Origin of the sequence: Selenomonas sp. ND2010 (assembly GCF_000702005.1) — a bacterium.
Classification (GTDB): Bacteria; Bacillota; Negativicutes; order Selenomonadales; family Selenomonadaceae; genus Selenomonas_A.
Genome location: NZ_JNKI01000002.1, coordinates 49,926 through 74,115 on the forward strand (window position 1 = coordinate 49,926; position 24,190 = coordinate 74,115).

Consider the following 24,190-nt stretch of genomic DNA (forward strand, 5'->3'; position numbering starts at 1 on the left):
GCTTTTTATATTTGTATGGAACAAGGAAAATAACGGAAGGGAACGAATACTATAAGGAGATTGGAGCAGGTGGTAAAGCGAAGAGGGCGATACGATGGAATGGCTGAAGGATTGCAAAGATGCACTGGTCGCTATGGCGGAAATATATGGATTGGTCCAAATTCTCGACCTCCAAACGGGAAAAGTTTATGCGGTGAAGTCTGACCGTTCATGGGAACAAGTCACGTCGATGGAGAACAATTTGCAGGAGCAGTTAAGGGCGTTATTGGCAACAGCAACAGTCCTTGGTTCTCATCAGGAAGTAGTTGAATTTATAAACTTGTCAACGTTAGCCAATCGCCTTTATGGCACAAAACGAATCTCTTTGGTTGTGCAGATTTTGGATAAGGGGTGGTATCGGCTGGAATTTATCCGCATGGGGGATGAAAAAACGGTTTCGCGGGTGATTTTTGCCATTGAGGATATCACCAGCCAGAAAGAGCACGAGGGCTTGATGCAGCAGACCGTAGATTTACTAGCCGAGTGTTATAGTGCCATCTATTATGTGAATATAATCGATCATTCGGTTCAGCCCGTTCGCATGAATGATATTGCCAAACATGTTGTATTCAGCCAGACTCAGAAACTTACGCCACGGGCGCTGATGAAAACATACATTGACTCTTTTGTGCATCCCGATGATGCGGCAGATATGATGAAAGTGGCGGATCTTGATTATTTGCAACGGCGGCTCGCCAAGGAACCTTACGTGGTTCAGCTGTACCGTACACGGCAAAATGGGATCGACACCTATTTCCGTTTGAAGATAATAAAGCTGTCACAGCGTCCGATTCTCGTTTGTGCTTTCGAAAACATCGATAAAGAAACCAGGGAGAAGAACAAGACTGCCCATGAGCGCGAGCAATATAATATGCTGATCAATGGACTATCCCGGGAATATAGCTCCGTATGGTATATTGATGCGACCCTTAATCTGGTTTCGCTGGTACGCAGCAACACAAAATCGGTGACAACGAAACGGGTTTTAGAGGGAGTCAAGGAAGTCAGCTATGAAATGGCGATTCAAAATTATATCGATAAGTATGTCGTACCCGAAGACCGCAAGCGGTTATATCATCAAACCAGCATTGCCGAGCTCTTAAAACATATTCCGCATGATGGTGTTTACCGAATTGATTATGCCAGGACAAATCTCGACGGAAGGCGTTGCCAGTTTCAGGCATGTTTTGCGCGGGATATCAGTGTGAAGGGGACGCCATGCTTCATTGCCGGTTTTCGCGATGTACAGTCCATGTTCATGGCCGAGCAGTTAAAGCAGCAGGAATTGGCAGAAGCCCGTCGGGTAGCAGAAGCTGCCAATGCCGCTAAGACGAATTTTTTGTTCAACATGAGTCATGACATTCGCACCCCGATGAATGCCATCATGGGCTTTCGCGATTTGTTGGAAAAGCATCAGGATGATGCCGAGCGCTGCCGCCATTATTTGCTCAAAATCAAGGAAGCGAGCAAGGTACTGTTGTCCATCATCAATAACGTTTTGGAAATGGCACGGATTGAAAAAGGAAAACTGGCGCTGGAAAATGAGGTATTTAACCTTTATGATTTTGCCGAAACCATTTATTCGGTGGTTGAGGAACTGATGAAAGCTAATCAATTGGCTTTTTCCTGTGAGGTCCATGTACAGCATACCTTTTTTTATGGAGACACCACCAAATTGCGGGAGGTATTTTTAAATATCTTGTCCAACGCCTGCAAGTATACATCTCCAGGGGGCAGTGTCCGGCTGTTGTATGAGGAATTGCCTGGCGACAAAGAGGACTGGGGGATAATCCGGACAACGATTACGGATACAGGTATTGGAATGGCAGAAGACTTCCTGCCACACGTTTTTGATGAATTTTCCCGTGAAAATAATACAACGAGTACGAAAATCGAAGGAACAGGCCTTGGAATGTCAATTGTCAAAAAACTGGTGACCTTTATGGAAGGATCAATTGAAGTCACCAGTAAAAAAGGAAGCGGTACAACCTTTGTGGTGAGTATTCCTCATCGTGTGGCAAAGGACAGCGAAGCGGCAGGAAGCCAGAATGCCGAGCCTGTGCTGGCGTCGCTTTCGGGAATTTCGATTTTGCTGGCGGAAGACAACGAGATTAATGCCGAAATTGCCATGACGCTCTTGCAGGAAGCGGGGATGCGGATTGATTGGGCGGAGAATGGGAAAAGATGTGTGGAAATGCTGCAGGCGGCGCCGGCAAACACTTATGATTTGATTTTAATGGATGTGCAGATGCCCCAAATGAACGGTTACGAGGCGGCCAGGGCAATCCGGGCACTGTCCGATGCGGAAAAGGCGGGGATACCAATCTTGGCAATGACGGCCAATGCCTTTGCCGAGGATAGGCAGGAGGCCTTGGCGTCAGGAATGAATGGTCATATTGCCAAACCCATTGAGATGCCGGTACTGCTTCGTTCGATTGCAGCGCTGCTGGATCATTCGGGATAAATACGCACAGTAACACCCTTTTCGCTAAATGGGAGTGTCTTGGAGTTGACGCTCCTTTTTTTTTGTAGTACACTAACAAAATGAGTGTTTTGATTAATTGGAGGGAACAGCGTGTCCGACAAAATTGATATACTAGGTGTAAAAGTAGACCCTGTCACGATGTCGCAAGCGGTGGCTCAGGTGCAGGATTATATGGATGAAAAAAAGAACGTTCTCATTGCAACGGCCAATGCGGAGATGATCATGCGGGCAACTCATGACAAGGAACTGCAGGCTATTTTGAATGATGCGGCTTTAGTTGTTCCGGATGGAGCTGGTACGGTTTGGGCGGCACATCACTTGGGGCATGATATGCCAGAGCGTGTGGCTGGCTTTGACTTGGCACAAGAGCTCATGCGCATTGCTCCGCAGAGGAAACGCCGTGTGTTCTTTTTCGGTTCGGCACCGGGGGTAGCAGAAAAAGCCAAGGCAAAGGCCGAGGAATTATACCCAGGGATTGAGATTGTCGGGGTTCGCAATGGCTTCTTTACGGAGAAGGACGAACCGGAAATCATTGCCCAGATAAAGGAGGCCAAACCGGATCTGCTACTGGCCGCATTAGGCGTGCCCAAGCAGGAGAAATGGCTCTATAAGCACAAGGAGGAACTGGGGGTTCCTGTATCCATCGGTGTTGGTGGTACGCTGGATGTTATGGCTGGTGTGATGAAACGTGCGCCGCTTTGGATGCAGAAAGCCAAACTGGAATGGTTGTTCCGCGGTATGCTGCAGCCGAAACGGGCGGGGCGGCTCATGGCACTGCCGAAGTTTGTACTCAAGGTTCATGCGGCCAAAAAGTAAGGTGTGCATAGACAAAGACGCATTTTTTCCCTATAATTATTGTGTTATTATTTCGTTTTTATATAGGAGGTGGGAGCTTGACTCCTATTATATCTGAAGGATATCCATTTATTTTTGGCTGCGCTGTACTGGGGGGAGTGCTTGGCTTGTCCTGGCATCCTTATGTAGCGGTGATTCCTTTTGTATTCATGCTTTACTTCTGCTATTTCTTCCGCAATCCCAAGCGTCATATTGAGCGCGATGATTCGGTAGTCCTGTCACCGGCAGATGGCACGGTAACGGATATCGTACCCTTAGAGACGGATGAATTTGTAAAAGAACCTTGCAATAAGGTCGTTATCTTTATGTCGGTTTTCAATGTGCATGTCAATCGCAGCCCGATTGAAGGCCGGATTACGCTGCAGAAATATTTCTGTGGACGTTTCCGTCCGGCTTATAAGGATACCGTTGGGTTTGAAAATGAGCATCATGTACTAGGCATTGAGAATGACCGCATTCGTATCAGTGTCAAACAGATTGCTGGCATTTTGGCCCGCCGCATTGTTTCCTATGTCACGCTTGATGATAAGCTTCAACAGGGTGAGCTTTACGGTATGATTAAGTTTGGCTCCTGCCTGGAAGTAGTCATGCCGAAAAATGTAGAAATCATGGTAGAAAAAGGACAGAAGGTTGCTGGCGGACAAACCATACTCGGGAGGATTAAAGACTGATGGATTATAGACGGTTTATACCTAATCTTTGCACATCGATGAACTTGGTTTTTGGTATGTGCTCTATTCTGGCGACGTATCGTGGAGAACTCGTTTGGGGTTCTATTTTCATTTTGCTGGCTTTAGTTGCCGATGGTCTCGATGGCCGTACGGCTCGTTTCTTTGGGGTGTCCAGTGAAATGGGCAAAGAGATGGATTCCCTTTGCGATTTGGGTTCCTTTGGCATTGCACCGGGGTTTTTGGCGTGGGCTTTTGTGCTGCATCATTATGATTTACTCGGCATGGCAGTGGTCATTCTGTTCGCGGTCTGTGGCATGTGGCGACTGGCTCGTTTCAATGTCAATGCCGATGTGGTGCATGGTTACTTCATGGGACTGGCAATTCCGGCAGGCGGCAATATTGTTGCTATGACGACGCTTTTGTTTGTGCTTTTAGGGATTGACCCGATACGCTTCGGTTTGGCCTATCCTGTCATTATGGCTATTGTCGGCTGGCTGATGGTGAGCCATGTCCATTATCCGAATTTCAAGGGGGATGGGGCAGAGCCGATTTTCCTCATCACAAAGGCTTTGGCGGTGGTCATGTTTGCCGCAATCCTTTGGTTCGGCCGGGAGGCGTTGCTGCCGGCGCTGGCAGTGGCAGTTTTCTGCACCTATGCAGTTGCTGGAATTGTAAATACACTGATTGCACTTTTTGCAAAGGAAGGCTGATGATTTTTGTTTAATTATCCTTTTGATGTCATCATGGTTCCCATGCAGATCATGATTTTCCTCTTTACGCTGTATTTTTTCGTCATTGGCTTTTGTGGCATGTGGCGCCGCGGTGAGACGAAAATCAAGACGCCGAAAAAGACGTTCGCACTGATTGTCGCAGCGCATAACGAACACGCGGTTATCGGCCAGCTGGTCGAGAATCTGCAGGGACTCAACTACCCGAAGGATATGTATGATATCCATGTAATCGCGGATAACTGCACGGACAATACCGCCGAGATTGCTGCGAATGCCGGGGCGATTGTTCATGAGCGCACGCATCCGACGAAAAAATCCAAGGGCTATGCCTTGGAGTGGATGTTTGACCGGCTGTTCAAGATGGAAAAACAGTACGATGCGGTTTGCGTATTTGATGCGGATAACCTCGTGCACCCGCAGTTCCTTATGGAGATGAATAATCGTCTTTGCAAGGGCGATAAGGTTATCCAAGGCTATATGGACGCGAAGAATCCGTACGATACCTGGGTCGCTGGTACGTTTGCCATCGCTTTCTGGGTGATCTGCTATATCTCGCATCTGGCTAAATCCAACATCGGTCTCTCGGCTTGCCTGGGTGGTACGGGGATGTGCTTTTCGTCGGATATCCTCAAGGAACATGGTTGGAACGCAACCTGCCTGACGGAGGATATGGAATTCACGATGAAGTGCATGGCTCAGGGCATTAAGACGAGCTGGGCGCACGATGCTATCATCTACGACGAGAAGCCGCTCACATTCAAGCAGTCTTGGAACCAGCGCAAGCGTTGGGCACAGGGACAGTTCGATGTCGGCAACCGCTTTATTCCGAAGATGCTTAAAGCAGGTTGGAAACACAAAGATATTCGCATGTGGGATGAATGCATCTATTTGATGCAGCCGCATTTCTTGATGATTTCGACCATTTTTATTATCATCAGCTATATTCAACTCGGGTTTGAACCGTTCTATACGAACATCTATAACTTCATGCCGTCACAGCTTATGACGGCAATCATGCTCGGTCAGTATATCCTGCCGATGATTATCCTGATCAAGATTCGTGCCAAGTGGAAATCTTGGCTCTATATGCTCCTTTATCCGGTTTTCATTTACTCTTGGATTCCCATCATCTTCCTCGGGTTTATCAACCGCAATGACCATGAGTGGAGCCATACCCAGCATACGCGTGCTATGAGCATGGATGATATCGTCGGTAATGTTAAAAACACCAAAAATATTGGTCGTTAATAGAAGCCTCCCTCTATGAGGGAGGTTTTGCCTTAGAATTGAAAGGAAGTATTGTATGTATACGTTAAAAATAGAGGGTGCCTTCGAAGCCGCACATCATGTCGAAGGTTATCCCGGCAAATGTGCGCGACTGCATGGACATAATTGGGTCGTCGAGGCCGTGGTCAAAGGGAAGGAACTTGACGAGCTCGGCATGCTGATTGACTTTAAGGTCATGAAAAAAGAATTGGCGGAGGTCCTTGAGCGCTTCGACCATCGGTATCTAAACGAGCTGAAGCCATTTTCCGGCGGGGTAAATCCTACCGCTGAAAATCTGGCGCGGATTATCTTTGAGGAATTGGCTGGCCGTGAAGTATTTAAACGCGACAGCGAGCTTCATGCGATTACGGTTTTTGAATCACCAAAGTCTAGTGTAACCTATACAAAGGATTGAGTCATGAAAGAAAATCTTATCGAAATATTCTCGTCGATTCAAGGCGAGGGCAAATACGTTGGCTGCCGTCAGGTATTTGTGCGGTTTGAGGGATGCAACCTCGATTGCCGTTACTGCGATACAGAAAATACGCCGGGTAGTCACGCACAGTGTGAGGTAGAAACCTATGCTGGAAGCCGCGAATTTGCGAAACTCCCGAATCCTCGTTCCGTCGAGCAGGTAGCTATCGAAATTAATCGTCTGTGTAAGGAGGTTCCGCATCAGGCGGTAAGTTTTACAGGTGGAGAACCGCTGCTACATGCCGCTTTCATCCGCGAATTGGCAAAAAAAATAACGGTGCCGGTGTTCCTGGAAACAAATGGCACCTTGCCGGAGCAGCTCGCAGATATCCTCGATGTGGTTGATATCATCAGCATGGATATCAAACTGCCGAGCATCATCCGCAAACCGCAGTGGGAAGCGCACAAGCGCTTCATCGAAGTGGCCAAGGCAAAAGACCTCTATATCAAACTGGTAGTGGGGGCAGAAACTACCGAGGAAGAATTCCGGCAGGCAATCGACCTCGTCGCGGAAACGGCTCCGGAGACCTTGTTCATCATTCAGCCAGTAACCCCATATGGTGGCTGTGAGGCCGCCAGCCCGGAGAAAATACTGATTTGCCAGAATTATGCTTTAACCAAACTGCAGGACGTCCGCGTAATCCCGCAGACGCACAAAATGATCGCGCAACTGTGATTTTCCGTCTGGCGAAAAAATCCAAAATCGCACGAATCCTTGTCAGCAAAGGCACCATGGAGTTTTCCGTGGTGCCTTTTGTGTTGTGTTTTTGGGTGGTTGTATAGCAAATGTACTGCAACCAGCGATTTTAAGAGTGTTTGGCTTTGGTTTTTTCCTGTGGAGTCATGAGGTTGGAAATGTCTTCCTTGAGCCATTGGCTGATTAACTGGTGACGGACAGTGGCTAGATGATGTATAATGTCGGTAGGAATAGAGGCGATAGCGTGAAAAACAAAGAGCAGTATAAGAAATTGACAATCGATGAATTACAAAGGCCGCTGGCATATATGAGTCGAATCATGCAGGGATTTATGAGATGTGTAAGGAAGACTATCCCTATATTGAGTCAGAGCTAGAGCACCTAAACTATCAGGATTTATTGGATTGTGGGTGCGGAACCGGCCCGATGATTTCTCTTTTACACGCAAAAGACAGTTCTAAACATTATGTGGGCCTGGATTTGACGCCTAAAATGATAGAGATTGCCCGGAAGAAAAATCTTACGGGTACCGAGTGGGTGGTAGGGGATTGTGAAAATATCCCTTTTGATGACGAGGCCTTTGATGTCGTTATTTGTACCAACAGTTTTCATCATTATCCGAATCCACAACATTTTTTTGCTAGTGCCTGGAGAGTTTTGCGGCTTGGAGGCAGATTGATTTTACAGGATTATACGGCTTCCAAGATAATCTTGTGGTTGATGAACCATATGGAGATACCATTGGCCAATCTTATTGGCCATGGGGATGTATGCGTATATTCCTTGAGCCAGCTACAGGAATTCTGTGCTAATGCGGGATTCTATATTGAAGAGCTGGAGGCTGCAAAGAAATTCAGATTGCATTTGGTGGCAAAAAAATAATTATTGAAGTTGTCAATAATAGTTGACACTTTTTTTACAAGAAATTTATTCTATGCTACTACCTGAAGAGACTCATAGTAATTCTCCAGTTTTACCTTTGGATGCATACCACCTATAGCAGAGCATATACGGCGATTGTTCCAGTAGGATTCGTAATATCGCCAGATGAGGCTCTTTATTTCTCCTACAGGCATCTTGTGGTGTCATAGCGGCCGTAGAGAAGCTCTTCCTTCATTCTGGCCCACATGCTTTCGCAACGGGCATTATCATGGCAACGGCCGCCATCGCTGTTCAGGCTTTGAATAAAGCCGTGCCGCTTCATGGCAGCACGGTAATTACGGCTGGTATATTATTGGCTGCCGCGGTCTGAGTGAATGGTCGCACCATGTAGCTCAGGATGCTTATTATGGGCATCTACTAAGGTCTTTATGCACAATTCGGCACGCATATTGGTGTCCATGGCCAATCCTAATACTTCCAGATGGTAGCAGTCGAAAATGGCAGAAACATACAGCTTGCCGCCTTTTACAGGAATTTCCGTCATATCTGTAACACACTTGGTAAATGGAGCATCTGTCAGAAAATTCCGTTGCAGCAAATCATCTGATTTCCTGGCGTTTTTATCTGCTTTTGTAATGCCGTTAGGCTTTTTCTTGGGCTTATGGAGAATGCCCATCTGCTTCATTATCCGGTATATTGTCGTAATACTTGAGAGCCCGCCATCAGGGTGCTTTAGCTGAAGTGCTTCCAAGATTCGCTGTTTACCATAACTATCATTCCATTCATCTTCTGCGATTATATCCTGTATTTCCTTAGCTATTACAGCATGTTTCCAGGGGCGTTCCGGCTTGTTCAGAAATTTGTAGAACCCCTGGCGGCTAACGCTGAGTCAGCGGCAGAAGCGGACTATGTTTCGAGTTTCTTTGCCATCAGATAATTTTTGAGCCAGAAATTTCATCCGTTCTTCTTTGCATATTTCTGACGGCTGGCGGCGAAAAAAGCAGAAGCTTCTTCAAGAAATTCATTCATTTCCCGCAGCTCGCGATTTTCCTTCTTAAGTGCCTTGTTCTCTCGCCAAACTCTATGAAGTTTTCCCCCATATCCAGTTTTCCGATGCGTACATTTCTAACCCAAGTAGTTATGGCACTTTTAGAGATACCAAGCTCATGGGTAGCTTTTGTTTGCCCGATTTCCATTGCCGATTTTACGGCCTGTATTTTGTAGTTATTATCGTATCTTTTTCCAGTTGACATATGTTCTTACCATCCTTTTCTATTCAGCAGCATATATACTGAATGGTTGTTTTGTATCTGTCAACGATAAGTGTACTACTTCATTCATGGGCGGCTGAAGAAAATCGACTATGCCTGGCGGCAGATTGTACTGGACTGCGGCATCGTGAATGCGGATGCCGTGGTACGAATTGAATGAGGCGTGACGAAAGTAAATGCCAGGAACATTCGTGGAGCGTAACATTTCTTACAGAAAAGCCTTCTTCATCTTGTTAGAATATTCATGCAACGAGAGTGATTTAACAGAAAGAAGGCTTTTATATGTTGTCGGATGTGTTTTTTGATTGTATTAAGCATGACGGGATTGTTTCCGTTGCTTCTGTAAGTGCGGAAGGGAAGCCGCATATCGCGAATACCTGGAATAAATATCTCATCGTTACGACGGACGAAAAGATTTTGATTCCTGCTTTTGGTTTTCGAAAAACGGAAGCAAATGTGAAACAGAATCCTTATGTGGAAGTTACCTTGGGAAGTCATGAAGTCCAAGGCAAGATGGGGATGGGGACAGGTTGTCTGCTTACGGGAACTGCGGCTTTTTATTCGGATGGCGAACTTTTTGAGGCTATGCATGATAAATGCTCGTTCTGTAATCGGGTATTGGTTTTTTCGCCGGCAAGTTGCAAGCAAACAATATGAAGGTTTACAGCGAATCAATTGGCTGCTTGATGATTTGACTTGTCAGTGTCAGGTGGAAATGGTATAATCGAACTACAAATGGAATGAATGATGCAGGTCATTAGGTTGCATCGGTAAAAGAGTCTACAGGCTGGTAACCCGTAAGGCTCTTTTATTTTTATTCGATACAAAAACGCGCCATGCTGTAAGAGCAATGGCGCGTTTTTGCGTCATCCATCTGGTTGGTGGGGCCAGACTTCAGACAGGATCAACGTTTGCCGCTATCACGGTACAAGTCGTAGAGCCATGCAGCAACGAAACTACTGGCATACCTACAAGTTTTGACTATAGGCGTGGGTAAGCATATTATTGGGCTTGTGCAAGGTGTCAAAACTTATAGTCAAAAATGGGGCAAAAACGCCCCATATAAATTCAAGATTCTTTTAAGGTCAAAGAGTAGCCCCTAGCACTTAAATATCTGATGATTGTTTCTATGGTGCCCCCGTTACCCTTTTCTAAACGGCTGATAACTTGCTGTGATAAGCCGGAACGTTCGCTAATATTTTTCTGCGTAAGCGCGTTGGCCTTGCGTTTGATTGATAAGTTCCTGCTTGAATTGCATTTCAGCAAAAAATAATTGGTGCTGTCTCATAAGTGCTTCATCACTGGCAGTAAGTTCTGCTATGAGTTTCTGTTCCTCGCTAGGATTGCTTTTTACTAACATAATTCCACTTGCAAATTTTCAATTTTAACATTCAGGTATTTGTTATTAAGATTACTTTACATCAATATTGATGTGTTTTCAACTACATTGTGTGGGAGGTAATGAATATGCGTTACGGATATGCCCGGGTTTCTACTCGGGGGCAGGTAAAAGGGAACAGTCTTGCAGAACAACGCCAGCAGCTTATGGACATAGGCTGTGATGAGGTAATAGAGGAGCAATATACCGGGGCAACCACGGAACGACCACAATTAGAGGCTTTACTGACACGGTTAAAGGCTGGGGATACGCTGATGGTTAACAAACTGGACAGATTGGCCAGATCTACTATGGAAGGTGCAATTCTTATCAGGAAACTGACAGACAAGGGGATCCGGGTAAATATCCTTAACATGGGAGAGGTTGATGAACGCCCACAAGGTCGGCTTATGCTTCACACATTATTGGCTTTTGCTGAATTTGAAAGGGATATGATTGTGGAACGCACACAAGCAGGGAAAGCTATTGCCAGAACTAGGGCGGGGGTTAGAGAGGGGCACCCCTCAATAGACAAAGTCAGAAAGGATGCTGCGGTTGATATGGTTCTAAATGGTGGAAAAACATATAAGGAAGCAGCTGAAGCAGTAGGCATAAGTAAAAGTACCTTAATAAGAGCCTTAAGAGCCAAGAAGTCTGACATAGCCACACCGTAAAAAGAACATCTGTTATTATCACAAAATATGTATTATATTTCTCTTTCTATAAAAATTTGGTGGATATTATTTTCACTATTTTTGTAAAACTATTGTCAAATAAATTTTTACTCATTATATTGTGATAAAACATTTGAATTTAAAGCAGGGAAAAAATTATTATTGTCGAATGAATAAAGTAAATAGTGGAACAGTTACGTGGTATAGTCATCGTAAATTACATTTATTATGTAGGGGAATTTTATATTAGGGGAGGAATGGGATATGAGTCAATTTTGCTCAAATTGTGGTGCTAAGTTAGCACAGGGAACATTATTCTGTGGTTCATGTGGAGCAAAAGTTGAAAACATTGTTTCTTCAGAGGAGAAAAGCGCGCAACAACCAATTCAACAAATGAATTATCAAACAGGAGGAATAAATACACAATTAGGATATCAAGAAGAGTCTACTTTTCAAGAAATGTTCCTTAAAAGAACAGGAAGACTTAATAGGTTAAGGTATTTTAAGAGAAGTCTTGTTATTGGTATCGTTAATGTAGTATTAGTCATGATTGGAGAAGCTATTTTCTTAGACCAATGGGAATTAACTAATTCTGCATATGAAGGCTTTACAATATTATGTGGTTTAGTAACTTTGTATCCTGAATTTTGTTTGGACTGTAGAAGATTGGAAGATTTGGATAAACCACCACAAATGGCTTATTGGCTTGCTGGTGTAGGCGCAATAGTAGTAATTAGTAGTACATCTTTTGAATTGGGAAAGGGCGCTATAATTGGTTTAATTTATTTAGTAGCTACTCTATACTTATTGTTTGCGGAAGGTACTAGAGGGGATAATCAATATGGGCCAGATCCTTTAGGAAGAAAGTAAGTTAATTCGAAAGGAAGATTAACATGGCTGATAGTAAAATTTTCCATATCAATAGTAATATAACCCCCGAAAGCATAGGTCGTGAAGTAGAAGCTTTTTTAAGGAATGAAAAAGAATTAACTGTTGAAGGTTTTGCTGCACAGGATGGTTACTTAGTACAAGCAAAAGAAACATCTAGTTGGAAAACATTTACAGGTTTAGGGAAAGCCTTACAGGTACAAATAATACCAAGCGGTGAAAATGATGTTATGGTAAATATTGGTATTGGGAAGTGGGCTGATAAAGCAGGAGCTGCAGCCGTTGGTTTATTTTTATTTGCACCTTTAGCAATTACCGCTGGTGTAGGTGCATATATGCAAAATAAATTACCTGGTGAGGTTTTTGATTGCATTGAAAAATTTATAATGGCAGGTGGACGTTCTGTGCGTCGTAATGTTACATTTGAGAGAACTGACGATACAAAGACTAGATGTCCATCATGTGGTGCTAATAATCCAAAAGGTACAAAATTTTGCTCTGGATGCGGAAATAAACTATCGGAAATATGTCCCTCTTGTGGGAAAGATGTAGATTTAGGAAAAAAATTCTGTCCACATTGCGGTTCTTCCATGAAGAAGGTAAAAACAATCAAATGTCCAAATTGTGGAGAAGAAGTTGAAGAAGGACGTAAATTCTGTTCAGAATGTGGTACTTCTATGGATCTTGCAGTAAAAGACAAATGTCCCAAGTGTGGTGAATTGGTTGATAAAGGAACAGTATTTTGCCCATCGTGTGGAACATCTATAAGTGGTGAGATTGTCTGCAGTAAATGTGGAAGCAAAATGAAAGCAACACAGAAATTCTGTAGTAAGTGTGGTACTAAAGTCGAATCCTAATTCATAAACAACAAGAGAGGCCTTTAAAAGGAGAGCGTAAAATTAAGTGTTTAAGTTACCGGTAACATAACTTACGCACTTTCTTTTTATCTGAGAGTGCGGTACAGTATCTATTAGAATGACAGAAACGGAGTACAGCACTTATGGTAAGACGAAAAAACAGAGGCAATGAAAAAGGACAGGCTATCGCAAAACTTATCATGGAGCAATATCAGCCTAAGAATAAGGATGAGATGCAAGATGCCATTAAGGACGTTTTTGGCCCCTATGCTGCAAGGTGAGATGGATAATCATCTGGGCTATACCTCTAATTACGTCCCTATTTGGTAGGAATATGAAAAGAAAAACTGTGCCGTCTATGTAATTCTTGGCTATGATTTGGATGGCATCAAGGATGTTTTAGGTTTATGGATTAGCGACACCGAAGGAAAGCATAACTGGATGCAGATTTTTGACGAAATCAAAGTTCGCGGTGTCGAAGACGTGGCTTTCATCAGCATGGACGGTGTTTCTGGCTTGGAAGAAGGGGCAAAGGCTATTTTCCCGCAGGTTGTGGTCCAACGCTGCATCGTGCACCTTATCCGCAATTCCATCAAGTAAATCTCGTCCAAGGATTACAAAGCATATACCGCTCAGCTTAAGAAAATATATGGTGCCGTCAACCTCAAAACAGCTATTGCCGAATTTGACCGATTCAAGGAAGCTTGGAAACATTACCCTGGAGCCGTGGGAGTATGGGAGCGAAGTCCAGAACCAGCTTGCCGTAGATGATAAAATCCAGGCCAGGATGCTAAAATACGAGCAATATTAAGATTTTCACATAGAAAAGGCGGCCCTTTTGGACCGCTTTTCTTATGGTAAAAAAACTTACACACTTATCTTGACAAACTCGAAAACTTTATATAACTTATGTGTTTTAATCAAGGTAATCATTGTTACGCAACCAATCTCTAAAGAATCCACTCCAATCATCATAGGTGGTTTTAAAATATATATGGTCAGGATCTATTACACGTTGCCACATATATGCTCTTTGAGATGGTTCATACCACATGGCTATATCGACTTGTTCACTTTCTCCTCCAGAACTAACATACATAGAAAACGTAGTGACACCATTGACACCTTTTCGGATAGAAAGGTCTTCTATTGACCAGGCATTCCCCTTCCCTTGAGTGCATATGGTGATAGATTTTGCTTCAATGTTTTCTGAAAAGTTCATACCACATACGACTAGAAGGATTGCCAACAATCCAACAATTTTCTTCCTCACTTTGCTTACCTCCATGTTTGTCTGCTATATACAAGTCGCCTTCAGCCGGTGTAGCAACATAGATATACGGAATCATTTATCAGTAAAATTCAGTCATCCAAGAAATTATTAATCAATTTCAAAGCACTTCCTGCTTTTGAAGCTGCTTGTGAATCCGAGTTTGCATTTGAAGATGATGTATTCTCTATTGCTTTCTGTTCGCCTAAATCATCAATAGGTGCTACAAGAATTTTACCTGTACCTCGATATACGTTAACAACACCTTCTCCAGTTGCCACACTACTAATAATCGACTTATTAACTTTTTCTACAGTAAATTGCAAACTACCTGACCAAGCAACAGCATAGGGGCCGTCAATTCTTGCAATACTATCCTCAAGAGTGATCTCCATCAATTCATCATATGGGATGGAAGACTCCAATACAGCTACTCCATCACCAACTAATTTAGTATTAAATAATCCTTCTCCTCCTAAAATTGCAGAAGAGAAGTTTGCTCTTGATTGCATATCAATAGCTATATCACCAGAACTTGCAAGATACATACCATCTTCAACAACGATTCCACCATCCCAATCATTAGGATTCACTAAAATAATGTGCTTGTATGTTGGTTCAAGAATCAATGTACCGCTACCTGAATACAGTGGTTTTACAGTAGATTCGTTATTTACAACACTTTTTACCATTTTTCCAAGAAAGTCTCCTGCATCCTTTATATCTGATTTTACAGAAATATTACCTATCATCATTTGCATAGAACCAGCTTGCAGTCTATATGAATCATTTTTTAATTCAATCCATACTTGACGTTTACGGATGTTCATTTCAGATGCATAATATGCAAACATAGCCGAAAGAGGATTTGTTGATAAATCTCTTTTATATTCATATACTTTTACTGCACCTAATTCAGACACACAATTTCTGTTATTACCTTCTTCTTGTTTTATTGAAAAATTACCATTATACATAGGTTCGCTGTTTAATTGTCTATTATTTGCTGGCGCTGCTACTGAACCAAGTTGTGCGCCACAATTAGTACAAAATCTAGACTCATCCGGCATTTTTTGTCCACAATTAGTACAAAACATAATATTCCCTCCCAACAAAGAGTCAAAGACATATATAAGACATGACAATCTCACCATAATCGTCCTGTTTGTTGTTTCGTTACAAATTTAATATTTACCTGCTAATCATAAAAATATTTTGAAATACTATCTTATTTATTGGACGAATTGTCAAGCTAAGTGTAACACTTCCTCAAAATGGACCTCATATGGTGTTCGGTAGTTAAGACATTTCCTTGGGCGCAAGTTCATCAGGGCAACTTTTCTCTGTATGTAGTCATCAGAGATTTCTGTTATGTCCTTGCCCTTGGGGAAATATTCTCTAAGCAGGCCGTTAGTATTCTCGTTGGAGCCCCTTTGCCATGGCTGGTGAGGTTGCGGAAAATAGAACGGCAGGCCACCTAAGTATTCTGTCACATCTGCATGGTGGGCAAATTCTTTGCCCCTGTCAGGCGTTACCGACAGGGCTTTGACACCAAGAAGCAGGTCAACTATTGCCCTGCTGACTGCCTGAGCATTTTTCTTATCAGCCTTGCCGCATATAAGGTAGCGACTTTTTCGGTCGACAAGGGTTACAAGGCAGGCTTTTCCTTGCTTGCCACGGTACCTCAACTTTTTTATGACGCTTGCCGTGGAGGCTTTGGGGGCGTTCAACCATCCACTGTATATCGCACGATAGATGGTTGTGGTGCTAATTACGCACCTGCCATATTCGGCTCGCAGCCGTTCGGCGATTTCTTCTGGAGACCGCTGACATTCAAGCAGCCTATGCTTCACATGTTCCAAAAGCCGAGCGTGTTCCAGTCTGTTATGTGGCTTGCAATATGCACGGCGTGCCTGATACTGGTGTTGTGCCACTACTGGCATATACTGATTGGCAACAGAGTTTCGACGAAGCTTACGGGATATAGTTCCCTTGTTGCGCCCCATACTTTTGGCTATAGCAGTTATGGAATATCCCTTGGCTTTAAGAAATAGTAGATTTTCTCTCTCATATAGTGTAAGAGGTTTGTAATGACGCATAGTTCCTCCTGGAAATGGGTTGTCGCAAACACCATTATTATACCAGAGGCCTATGCGTTATTTTATTTTGAGTTATGTACTGTTGCACTTAGATTGTAAATTCATCGCTTGTATTTGATATGTCAGGAACATCCGTTGAATACGGATAAAAGTATGGCGGTAAGACTGGGAGAATAAGACTATGGATAAACTAGATAGACTCTTGGTTTTCGGAGATATTCATGGCAAATGGAATAGATTTGTTGAGGCTTATCGAAAAGTTGGCTTTGATCCGGATAAGGATATGATGGTATTCTTAGGGGATTACCTTGACAGAGGAGAGCAGCCAGTTCCTGTAATGGAGTGGGTGTTGGAACACTTCGGTCAAAGACACATGATATTCCTGCGTGGTAATCATGAGCAGATGTTTTATAATGCCATGAGGGAAAAGGAAGAAACGTCAAATCTGTTGTCGTTTCTATTTGGTTCACCGAAAGCCCTGTGGCTTAATAGTGGCGGCAGTATAACCAGTTCAGAAATAGAAAAGACAGGCAGGAAGGAAAGTCTTGTCGATAGCTGGTTGAAGCTGATAGAACAGTTTCACTTGTATACAGAAATTGAGGTAAATGGCCAAATCTATTGGTTCATGCATGCTGACTGTGAGCCGGACGTTCCGCTGACTGAGCAAAAAACAAAAACATTATTGTGGGACAGAAGCCTGGCCATGCATCCGCAACTTCATCAAGGAAAGCAGATTATTGTTTTGGGACATACTCCTGTACAAGCATTAGGTTATCAGGCAAGACCGCAATGGTTACAGGATGGCAGGCTGGTTCTGATGGACACAGGGAGTTTTATGGAAAATGGCCGCGTATCCTGCGCTGATTTACTAAGTGGAGAAGTATATCAATCATCGAGATAGCAATGAAAATAGAAAACCGAGAAGAAGGGGGAGCTAAGCCCTTCTTCTCGGTTTTTTATCAAGATGATATGGTCAGGTTGAAGTGGTATATAGAAATAGGGGGACCTAACCTCGAATTGACAGAGATTGTACCGCAGTGTTCGATTCATATAATCATATCCTTATCGGAGTCTGCGGATACCAAACCATTGTGCATTTTGATCCCAGAAAAGTTGGAGCTGAAGGTCAACAGCGAATTGCCGCTGGTAACCATATTGGGCACCTGGGGGCATATATTCGTGCCTGCTGGTGAGAATGAAGCGGCCAGTTGCATCGCTATTTTGTGCTGTGCTGATTTGATGCCATTCGCCGGGCGTATACCCCATGGCTGCTAGGCTATCAAGGGAGACGTAAGTAACCCATTGCCCGTCTTTCTTGCCGATAATCCAATAGCCACAGTTTTTTGCATGAGCGCCCCTGTCAGCAATTATCTCAAAAAACTGCATGCTGGGGAACATCGTGTAAATCTTTCGGATTTTATAGCCGATACCAGCATTGGTGTCATCGTATCCGGTGAATGAGAGATAGTCATGGGCTCCGTTACGGCTCATGAGCCGCAGTATGCCATCCCGCTGGAGGACGAATTTAATGGCCTCATTATCATAGGTTTCATTGAGTACGCGGGTGTCCATATAGAGAAATGTGGATTCACCAGGCGTCAGAAAGCCGGTTTCTTGGGCTGAAGAGGTGGATGAAATGGCAAATATACATGCCAGCAACAGAAAACATACGGTTAGTATTTTTTTCACAAGGAACAACCTCCTAACATAAGAATCAAATGAATCTACTGAAGTTTTCGACTCAAAAGGCTATATTCCTGCACATTTCGCCTGCTTACAATCTTCTTGTGGTATACTGCAGGTAATATCATGCGGGAGGGGGGAGATATGGATTTTAAAATCATTGTATAGCAATCCTATTTTGTATATTCATAGCCTTCGATTACAACATCCAGTTTTCCGGTTCGCGGATGGAAAATCAGCCCATGTACAGGTACGTCGGCAGGAATCAAGGGATTTAAGCGTATGGCTTCGACGGTGTCGATGACGTTTTGTTCGGGATGCTGGAATTCGTCGGCCCATTCTGCAAGTTCTTTGGCAATCATGTGAATGGCTTCTTTGGGGACGCCGCGTGACAGCATGGCTTTTGTGAGGCTTTGGGAGGTGGTCTTGGACATGCCGCATTCGTGGTGGCCGATAACGAGGATTTCCTTAACGCCGAGCTCATAGATGCAGACCATGAGGCTGCGGATGGTGCCATCAAAAACGCCCGTCACGGAGTTGCCGGCTGTCTTGATTACCTTGGCATCGCCGCGGGCCAGGCCTAAGGCGGGCTCAAGGAAATTGACCAGCCGGGTATCCATGCAGGTGATGATGGCTACCTGTTTCTGGGGCAGTTTGCTTTGCTGATGGTCTTCCTGCGTATAGTCCATAGGCGGGGCGGTACAGAATGAGGCGTTGACCGCCAGGATATCTTGTAGAACTGACATAATGTGATCCTCCTTGTTTTGCTGGTTGTTTTCGTATGTATTTCTTTTTCATACGGGAAATATCCTGCTTGGGCAGAGGAATTGACAGGGCAATTTGCTTATAGGCAAAGAACAGGGATGAGATTATAATATAGATAAGCGATTTACAGGGAGGGCGGTTCATGGAAACTTTTTTGTTGATTGTTTTGGGAATATTTATTGGCTGGGTGGTGTTCCGGTCCCAAAAGGACACGGGAAAACATGGAAATCGGCTGGTTGCGGCTGATAAAGCCGAGTGTGGACAGCGGAAGGTACGTATAGGAAAGGAACCTGCACGGCAATCGCAAGTGGCATTACGCCGAGAGAAAGATCATACTTTGCGCAATGTAGCGGGGGGCGTGGCTGCTGGGGCAATCCTTGGACATATGCTCAGCGGAGATAAGAAAAATGGGAATCAGGAAATAACCAATAACTATACAAACTATAATGACGATTGGCTATGGGAGGAGAGAGAGACAGAAATCGATGAAGCGGCTGATGGAGACTATGCGGCAGAAGATACCTCCATTTATGAAGATGCAGTAGATGACAGTGAGGAGTCGTCGTTCTGGAATGATTCTTACGACAATGACGAGGACTATTGATAAATGAGCCATGCAGGACGGTGTCCTGCATGGCTCATTCTTTTTTGCATAACATCCTCTAATGTGGCATTAAGCCGGCACAAAATATCGTTTAAAGAAAGGGCAATACAATAAAAGAATCCATAAATCATGGCGCTTGCCGGGAAGGGATGAGAGCATGTATGCAATAATAAATAAGGGGAATGGTAAATACTATACTTCGACGGTGTATGCACAATATCAAGAGCTGAATGAGGAGGGCGAAGCAAGCTGCTGGGGAGCATATTTTATCGTCCTCAACGAAGAGAAGACGGCTCTGGCCAAGCAGTATGTCTATGATACGGCAGCGGCGCCGTATTTACATAGGAGGGTTCTTATCACGGATGGGGAGCAGGAAAACTGGCGGGTGGACCCAAAGACCAAGCTAGGGGAGGTGGCGCTTTCTGATAAGGAGTCGTTGCTTCGTATGGTGGAGCAGGAGTGTGTCTCCTGTGAATTGCTGGCGCTGGATGAAGGCTATCGGTTTGAAGCCTATCCGGCAATCCGCGGGCAGAAGGATTGCCGGAATCTGATGCTTGTGTCGGGCGGTTTTCACGATGCTTATGTTGAACGGCTGGAAGAGCAGGAGGATGGCGTTTATGTCTTGTTCGGCGGAATCTGGGGCGGACAGCTTGAGATGTGGTTTACAGGTGATGCGGCCTATGATATAAGCAGCCGCAGTGGTGAGATGGATGATCCCTGTTGGTTTGATTCGACCATACTGATGGAGGATGGATTTATCTATCTGGTGGATGCTGAGCAGGTGAAGGTGGAAGCTATCAATTCCGGGTTGTGCTGGTTCAAGGCAAGGAGCGCGACATACCATGTCATACCCGATTAAAGGTGAGGGAGGCAGCTTTGCCTGCAATGGAATCGATTGATTGAGTCACGCCGGTTTGGTTCGTATGCAGGATAAGGAGAATAAAGTGATGGATGCTGCATGGATATCGAACAGTAGAATAAGATAAAAGCAGAGCGCTGGCCAGAATGATATGGTCAGCGCTCTGCTTTTATCTTGCCACCACGGGCATGAGTTCTTGCTTATGCTGGTTGATGGCGTGGAGGTGGTCGATCCTGGCCTTGGTCTCCTGGTCTTCGCAGCTTCCGGTCTTGATGTAGTGATCCAAGACCGCGTAGGTGAAGCCGAGGTTGTCTTCGTCGGTCTTGCCGCAGAGACCATCGGCAGGGGCTTTGTGGAGAAGGTGGGCGGGGAGAGCGAGTTCCTGCCCGATGGCCAGCACTTCATCGACCGTGTAGGCGGCCAGTGGCGCGACGTCGCCGGCACTGTCGCCGTATTTGGTGCTGTAGCCGACATAGTCTTCGGAGCGGTTGCAGGTGTTGATGACGCGCCCGCCGCCTGGGATGCCCTGGGCGATGGCGTAAAGCGTCGCCATGCGGAGCCGTGGCGGGAGATTCTGCTGCAGGGCATCGGTGACGGAGAAGTAGAAGTTGTTGTGGGTTACGGCTTCGGTGTATTGCAGGGCTTTTAGCATTTCTTTATAGGGCGTGCCGATATTTACGATGCGGTAACGGATGGCGAGGTGTTTGACGAGGCTCAGGGCATCATCAAGGTCTGCCTGGATGCCGTTGGGCATCAGGACACCGATGACGCGGTCTTTGCCCAGTGCCTCCACGCATAGGGCGGCTGCCACCGAGGAGTCCTTGCCGCCCGAGATGCCGACTACTGCCTGGGCCTCGGGGCCGTTCTTGCTGAACCAGTCCTGGAGGAAGGAAACAATCCGCTGTTTGTCTTCGTCTGCCTGGAATCTTGGATATGCCTGTTTCATGGTGGATACCTCCTATCAGTCGTTGTGCTTGAGCCGCCAGTCGATGGCCCGTTGCAGGTAGTCTACGTATTCCTGGTTCTTGCACATGCCCTTGACCGGCGTATCGGATATCTTGGCTACGTCCTGGCCATTGCATCTGGTCACCTTCATGACGATGTTCAGCGGCTCGGCGTAGGTGTCGTTGGAAATATAGGTGCCGATGCCAAAGGCAACCTTGGCCTTGCCCTGGAAGTAGCGGGCAATCTTGTCGGCCTTGGCAAAGTCCAGCGAATCGGAGAACAGCAGCGTCTTGCTGGCGGGATCGATGCCGAGCCGCGTGTAGTGGTCGATGAGCTTGTCACCCCAGAGGAACGGGTCGCCGGAGTCGTGGCGGACGCCGCTGAACAGGGTGGCCAGGGTCTTGTTGAAGTCGCGCAGGAAGCAGTCGGTGGTGATGGTGTCTGTCAAGGCGATGCCGTTGTCGACGCCGTATTCCTTTACCCAGGCCTCGAGGGCGACCTGGGTGGAGTAGGCAGGATTGTAGAGGTGGTTGCCCTGGCCCATGCACATAATCCATTCATGGGCCATCGTGCCGACCGGCTTGACGCCGAACTTCTTCGCCAGATAGACGTTGGAGGTGCCGACAAAGTAGGAGCGCAGCACATCGTTGCTGTCGAGGTCAGCGAACTGCTCGATGGCATATTCTTGGGCCTCAGCGCAAAGCCGGCGGCGCAGGCCAAATTCGGAGAAGATGGGCAGCCAGTAGTTCCCGGCCCGCAGCATATCGGCCTTTTGGCGCGTGCGTTTCTTGGCATCGGCAACCAGTGCCTCGTAGTCGGGGCGGAAGCGGTAGTAGACTTCATTCACGATGGCCAGCGTGGGGATCTCATACATGGAGGTGTCGAGCAGCGTTCCCTGGGTTTCGATGGACAGGCCGCAATCTCCGGCGGCCTGGATGGAGAAGTCGGCAAAGTCTGGCCGCCAGAGGCGCAGGTGATTGATGTAGGACTTCTTGAGCCATTTGATGCCGGCGAGGTAGGCAAGCTCCTCTTCGGTGAAGCGCAGCGCGCAGTAGGCTTTGATTTGGGCTTTGATCTCTTCGACCATGGCAGGGGTGAACTGCACGTCCTCATTGCGGCATTTGAACGTCCAGGTGGTTTCGTATTCGCTGGCCTGATGGAAGATGGCCTGCCCCATGCTGAACTTGTAGAGATCGGTTTCGAGCAGTGAGTGAATGATCTGGTTGAACTTCATGGTTACTTCCTCCTCAATCGCACAAGTAGTTATTTCCGCCAAGGCTCCTGTCCCTGGTGGAGGACGTTCACCTGGATGGTTTTCATGGCGGCAAGGGCTGTATCGTGGGACTCTGGCGTGACACCTGCGCAGCAGGCCGCATCGACAACGATGGGGACGTCAGGCAGTGCCGCTTTGGCGATGACGGCATTGGAGAGCACGCAGATATCGGTGCAGAGACCGATAAGCTCGATGGATGCAATGACAGGGGTGTATTTCTGCTGCAGCAGGGGGCCGAGGGCCAGCGAACCGAAGGTGGGCTTATCGATGATGGTGTCGCCGGCGTCGATGGGCAGACGATGGTCAATCTGCCAGCCTGCAGTGTCTTTGAGGCAGTGGGGGACTGGCAGATGTCTGCCCTCTTCCGTCTCCAGATAGTCCGCGTGGTGGGTGTCGCGGGTAAAAATCAGGATGTCGCCGTTCTGTCTGGCGGCTTCGATCTTTTGGCATACCGGCGGGACGATGGCAGCAGCTTCCTGGGAGCCAAGGGCACCATCGATGAAATCGGCCTGCATATCTACGATGATCAGAATCTTTTTCGTACTCATTTGTTTCCCGTCCTTTCAGATGTCATAACCGCTGGGGAGATATTTGTACAGCGTCGTCTTGCGCTTGCCTTCCTGTGCGTACTGGCCCAGTTCCTTGACGCGGTGCTTGCCGACATAGTCGCGCATGAACATGCGGCGGAAGTTCGGCTTGTCGAGCTGCTGGAACAGGATGGCCTCGTGTACGCGCAGCAGCTCTAAGATGTCGAAGCGGGCCTTGTCCTGCAGCAGGGCAAAGGCATCGTCGGTATAGTTCAGCCGTCCGCGGAGGCGTTTCAAGGCCGTCACGATCAAGTCTTCATGATCGAAGGCGATGTTCTTCATGGTGAGGGAGCATTTATCGCCGACGAAGTAGATGGAAAGGTCGCCGTTCTCGTCGTAGCCCTTGCGGATCTTGAAGAGCTTGGCTTCTTTGGCGTCATCGCCAGCCTTGGGCTGGAGCAGTCCCTTGGGAACCAGTGCGGTGTAGACCACGCTGACCACATGGGTGCGCGGGTCGCGGTCGGGGGTCCCGACGGTGATGAGCTGCCGCAGGTCAATGCCATCGGCTGCTTTCACGCCGGTCTCCTCATAAAGTTCTCGAGCCGCAGCCTCATCGATCGATTCCCTGCCGGTTTCTAGGAAGCCGCCAGGGATGGCCCAATAATCTTTGTAGGGATGATGGGCGCGCTTGATCAACAGGATATTGAGCTCATTGTCATCATCCATCGTGAAGATGATCACGTCGGCAGTGACCGAAGGCCGTTCGTATTTTGACACGTCGTATTGATCGAGGAAGGCTTTCTCGGCCGCTACTTGTTCCTGATCCATATCCAACACCTCATTTCTTGTTATGCGAATGCTTGGTGATTCATTTATAGTCTAGATGACTTTTTATACTATAGTCAAATTGACTATAGTTAGTGTAGTATATTTGACTATAGATGTCAATGTTTTTTTGACTACGTGATGGGGAAAATTGTGCAGGGAAGGAAAAAGA

General features: G+C 46.0%; 29 protein-coding genes and 1 pseudogene. 17 read left to right on the plus strand and 13 right to left on the minus strand.

Annotation, left to right across the window (positions count from 1 at the left end; translation table 11 throughout):
- Positions 1-94 precede the first annotated feature (94 nt).
- The 8 genes from T504_RS13730 (at position 95) to T504_RS13570 (ending at position 8,100) form a co-directional block, all read left to right on the plus strand.
- Positions 95-2,503 (plus strand): hybrid sensor histidine kinase/response regulator, encoded by a 2,409-nt coding sequence (locus tag T504_RS13730; protein ID WP_051635141.1) that lies wholly within the window; start codon positions 95-97, stop codon positions 2,501-2,503.
- Positions 2,504-2,662: 159 nt separating this feature from the next.
- Positions 2,663-3,340 (plus strand): WecB/TagA/CpsF family glycosyltransferase, encoded by a 678-nt coding sequence (locus T504_RS0101785; protein ID WP_051635173.1) that lies wholly within the window; start codon positions 2,663-2,665, stop codon positions 3,338-3,340.
- 77 nt (positions 3,341-3,417) lie between these two features.
- Positions 3,418-4,050, plus strand: coding sequence for a phosphatidylserine decarboxylase family protein (locus T504_RS0101790; protein ID WP_033169350.1), 633 nt, complete (start codon positions 3,418-3,420; stop codon positions 4,048-4,050).
- Positions 4,050-4,760 (plus strand): CDP-diacylglycerol--serine O-phosphatidyltransferase, encoded by a 711-nt coding sequence (pssA, locus tag T504_RS0101795; protein ID WP_033169351.1) that lies wholly within the window; start codon positions 4,050-4,052, stop codon positions 4,758-4,760. Before T504_RS0101790 ends, pssA begins: the two co-directional genes overlap by 1 nt.
- A 33-nt stretch (positions 4,761-4,793) precedes the next feature.
- A complete protein-coding gene (locus T504_RS0101800) occupies positions 4,794-6,029 on the plus strand; it encodes a glycosyltransferase family 2 protein (protein WP_051635174.1) in 1,236 nt (411 codons plus the stop codon).
- A gap of 55 nt (positions 6,030-6,084) precedes the next feature.
- A complete protein-coding gene (gene queD / locus T504_RS0101805) occupies positions 6,085-6,462 on the plus strand; it encodes a 6-carboxytetrahydropterin synthase QueD (protein ID WP_033169353.1) in 378 nt (125 codons plus the stop codon).
- A 3-nt stretch (positions 6,463-6,465) separates the two neighbouring features.
- Positions 6,466-7,197, plus strand: coding sequence for a 7-carboxy-7-deazaguanine synthase QueE (locus T504_RS0101810; protein ID WP_033169354.1), 732 nt, complete (start codon positions 6,466-6,468; stop codon positions 7,195-7,197).
- Between the two features lie 357 nt (positions 7,198-7,554).
- Complete coding sequence (locus tag T504_RS13570) at positions 7,555-8,100, plus strand: class I SAM-dependent methyltransferase (protein ID WP_197018662.1); 546 nt, start codon at positions 7,555-7,557, stop codon at positions 8,098-8,100.
- A gap of 349 nt (positions 8,101-8,449) precedes the next feature.
- Here the strand turns inward: T504_RS13570 and T504_RS14865 are convergent, their stop codons facing one another.
- Together T504_RS14865 and T504_RS13580 are read right to left on the minus strand one after the other, a co-directional pair.
- Entirely contained in the window at positions 8,450-8,851 is a 402-nt protein-coding gene (locus T504_RS14865) for a DDE-type integrase/transposase/recombinase (protein WP_231473842.1), read from the minus strand.
- 274 nt (positions 8,852-9,125) lie between these two features.
- Positions 9,126-9,353 carry a hypothetical protein gene (locus T504_RS13580; RefSeq protein WP_051635142.1) on the minus strand — a complete coding sequence of 76 codons (228 nt, stop codon included), beginning with the start codon at positions 9,351-9,353 and terminating at the stop codon, positions 9,126-9,128.
- Positions 9,354-9,653: 300 nt separating this feature from the next.
- Between T504_RS13580 and T504_RS0101830 the strand changes: the two genes are divergently transcribed.
- On the plus strand, positions 9,654-10,028 hold the full coding sequence (locus T504_RS0101830; protein WP_033169355.1) for a pyridoxamine 5'-phosphate oxidase family protein: 375 nt from the start codon (positions 9,654-9,656) through the stop codon (positions 10,026-10,028).
- Between the two features lie 411 nt (positions 10,029-10,439).
- On the opposite strand, the gene T504_RS15065 is transcribed toward T504_RS0101830, so the two are convergent.
- The gene (locus T504_RS15065; RefSeq protein WP_197018663.1) at positions 10,440-10,637 is read right to left on the minus strand and encodes a helix-turn-helix domain-containing protein; all 198 of its coding nucleotides are present in this window, start codon (positions 10,635-10,637) and stop codon (positions 10,440-10,442) included.
- Positions 10,564-10,731, minus strand: a complete 168-nt coding sequence (locus tag T504_RS14730; RefSeq protein ID WP_197018669.1) for a hypothetical protein — start codon at positions 10,729-10,731, stop codon at positions 10,564-10,566. Before T504_RS14730 ends, T504_RS15065 begins: the two co-directional genes overlap by 74 nt.
- Before the next feature lie 107 nt (positions 10,732-10,838).
- Here T504_RS14730 and T504_RS0101840 point away from each other — a divergent pair, with 107 nt between their 5' ends.
- From T504_RS0101840 to T504_RS14870, 5 genes and pseudogenes are all read left to right on the plus strand, one after another.
- Positions 10,839-11,423 (plus strand): recombinase family protein, encoded by a 585-nt coding sequence (locus tag T504_RS0101840; protein ID WP_051635143.1) that lies wholly within the window; start codon positions 10,839-10,841, stop codon positions 11,421-11,423.
- Between the two features lie 264 nt (positions 11,424-11,687).
- On the plus strand, positions 11,688-12,293 hold the full coding sequence (locus T504_RS0101845; RefSeq protein WP_033169357.1) for a DUF805 domain-containing protein: 606 nt from the start codon (positions 11,688-11,690) through the stop codon (positions 12,291-12,293).
- A gap of 23 nt (positions 12,294-12,316) precedes the next feature.
- Positions 12,317-13,168, plus strand: a complete 852-nt coding sequence (locus T504_RS0101850) for a zinc ribbon domain-containing protein (protein ID WP_033169358.1) — start codon at positions 12,317-12,319, stop codon at positions 13,166-13,168.
- A gap of 143 nt (positions 13,169-13,311) precedes the next feature.
- Complete coding sequence (locus tag T504_RS15070) at positions 13,312-13,449, plus strand: hypothetical protein (RefSeq protein ID WP_156033445.1); 138 nt, start codon at positions 13,312-13,314, stop codon at positions 13,447-13,449.
- A gap of 49 nt (positions 13,450-13,498) precedes the next feature.
- Positions 13,499-13,915, plus strand: a pseudogene (locus tag T504_RS14870) (transposase); the annotation flags it as partial.
- A 169-nt stretch (positions 13,916-14,084) separates the two neighbouring features.
- On the opposite strand, the gene T504_RS0101865 reads toward T504_RS14870, so the two are convergent.
- The 3 genes from T504_RS0101865 to T504_RS0101875 all read right to left on the minus strand — a co-directional run bounded on the left by T504_RS0101865 (position 14,085) and on the right by T504_RS0101875 (position 16,537).
- Positions 14,085-14,441 carry a hypothetical protein gene (locus T504_RS0101865; RefSeq protein ID WP_033169359.1) on the minus strand — a complete coding sequence of 119 codons (357 nt, stop codon included), beginning with the start codon at positions 14,439-14,441 and terminating at the stop codon, positions 14,085-14,087.
- Between the two features lie 89 nt (positions 14,442-14,530).
- On the minus strand, positions 14,531-15,535 hold the full coding sequence (locus T504_RS0101870) for an AIM24 family protein (protein WP_072022689.1): 1,005 nt from the start codon (positions 15,533-15,535) through the stop codon (positions 14,531-14,533).
- 150 nt (positions 15,536-15,685) lie between these two features.
- A complete protein-coding gene (locus T504_RS0101875; protein WP_033169360.1) occupies positions 15,686-16,537 on the minus strand; it encodes an IS30 family transposase in 852 nt (283 codons plus the stop codon).
- 181 nt (positions 16,538-16,718) lie between these two features.
- Between T504_RS0101875 and T504_RS0101880 the strand changes: the two genes are divergently transcribed.
- Complete coding sequence (locus T504_RS0101880) at positions 16,719-17,438, plus strand: metallophosphoesterase (RefSeq protein ID WP_033169361.1); 720 nt, start codon at positions 16,719-16,721, stop codon at positions 17,436-17,438.
- A gap of 161 nt (positions 17,439-17,599) precedes the next feature.
- On the opposite strand, the gene T504_RS0101885 is transcribed toward T504_RS0101880, so the two are convergent.
- Together T504_RS0101885 and T504_RS0101890 are read right to left on the minus strand one after the other, a co-directional pair.
- On the minus strand, positions 17,600-18,226 hold the full coding sequence (locus T504_RS0101885; RefSeq protein WP_033169362.1) for a hypothetical protein: 627 nt from the start codon (positions 18,224-18,226) through the stop codon (positions 17,600-17,602).
- Positions 18,227-18,393: 167 nt separating this feature from the next.
- Positions 18,394-18,966 (minus strand): beta-class carbonic anhydrase, encoded by a 573-nt coding sequence (locus tag T504_RS0101890; protein WP_033169363.1) that lies wholly within the window; start codon positions 18,964-18,966, stop codon positions 18,394-18,396.
- A 161-nt stretch (positions 18,967-19,127) separates the two neighbouring features.
- Here T504_RS0101890 and T504_RS0101895 point away from each other — a divergent pair, with 161 nt between their 5' ends.
- Positions 19,128-19,589 (plus strand): hypothetical protein, encoded by a 462-nt coding sequence (locus tag T504_RS0101895; protein WP_033169364.1) that lies wholly within the window; start codon positions 19,128-19,130, stop codon positions 19,587-19,589.
- A gap of 157 nt (positions 19,590-19,746) precedes the next feature.
- Entirely contained in the window at positions 19,747-20,448 is a 702-nt protein-coding gene (locus T504_RS14375) for a hypothetical protein (protein WP_051635144.1), read from the plus strand.
- A 169-nt stretch (positions 20,449-20,617) separates the two neighbouring features.
- On the opposite strand, the gene nadE is transcribed toward T504_RS14375, so the two are convergent.
- The 4 genes from nadE to T504_RS0101920 are packed head-to-tail and all read right to left on the minus strand — an operon-like array spanning position 20,618 to position 24,021.
- The gene (nadE, locus tag T504_RS0101905) at positions 20,618-21,394 is read right to left on the minus strand and encodes an NAD(+) synthase (RefSeq protein ID WP_051635145.1); all 777 of its coding nucleotides are present in this window, start codon (positions 21,392-21,394) and stop codon (positions 20,618-20,620) included.
- 15 nt (positions 21,395-21,409) lie between these two features.
- Positions 21,410-22,627, minus strand: a complete 1,218-nt coding sequence (pncB, locus tag T504_RS0101910; RefSeq protein ID WP_033169365.1) for a nicotinate phosphoribosyltransferase — start codon at positions 22,625-22,627, stop codon at positions 21,410-21,412.
- A 29-nt stretch (positions 22,628-22,656) separates the two neighbouring features.
- Entirely contained in the window at positions 22,657-23,214 is a 558-nt protein-coding gene (locus T504_RS0101915; protein ID WP_033169366.1) for a cysteine hydrolase family protein, read from the minus strand.
- Between the two features lie 15 nt (positions 23,215-23,229).
- The gene (locus tag T504_RS0101920; RefSeq protein WP_051635146.1) at positions 23,230-24,021 is read right to left on the minus strand and encodes an NUDIX domain-containing protein; all 792 of its coding nucleotides are present in this window, start codon (positions 24,019-24,021) and stop codon (positions 23,230-23,232) included.
- Positions 24,022-24,190 lie beyond the last annotated feature (169 nt).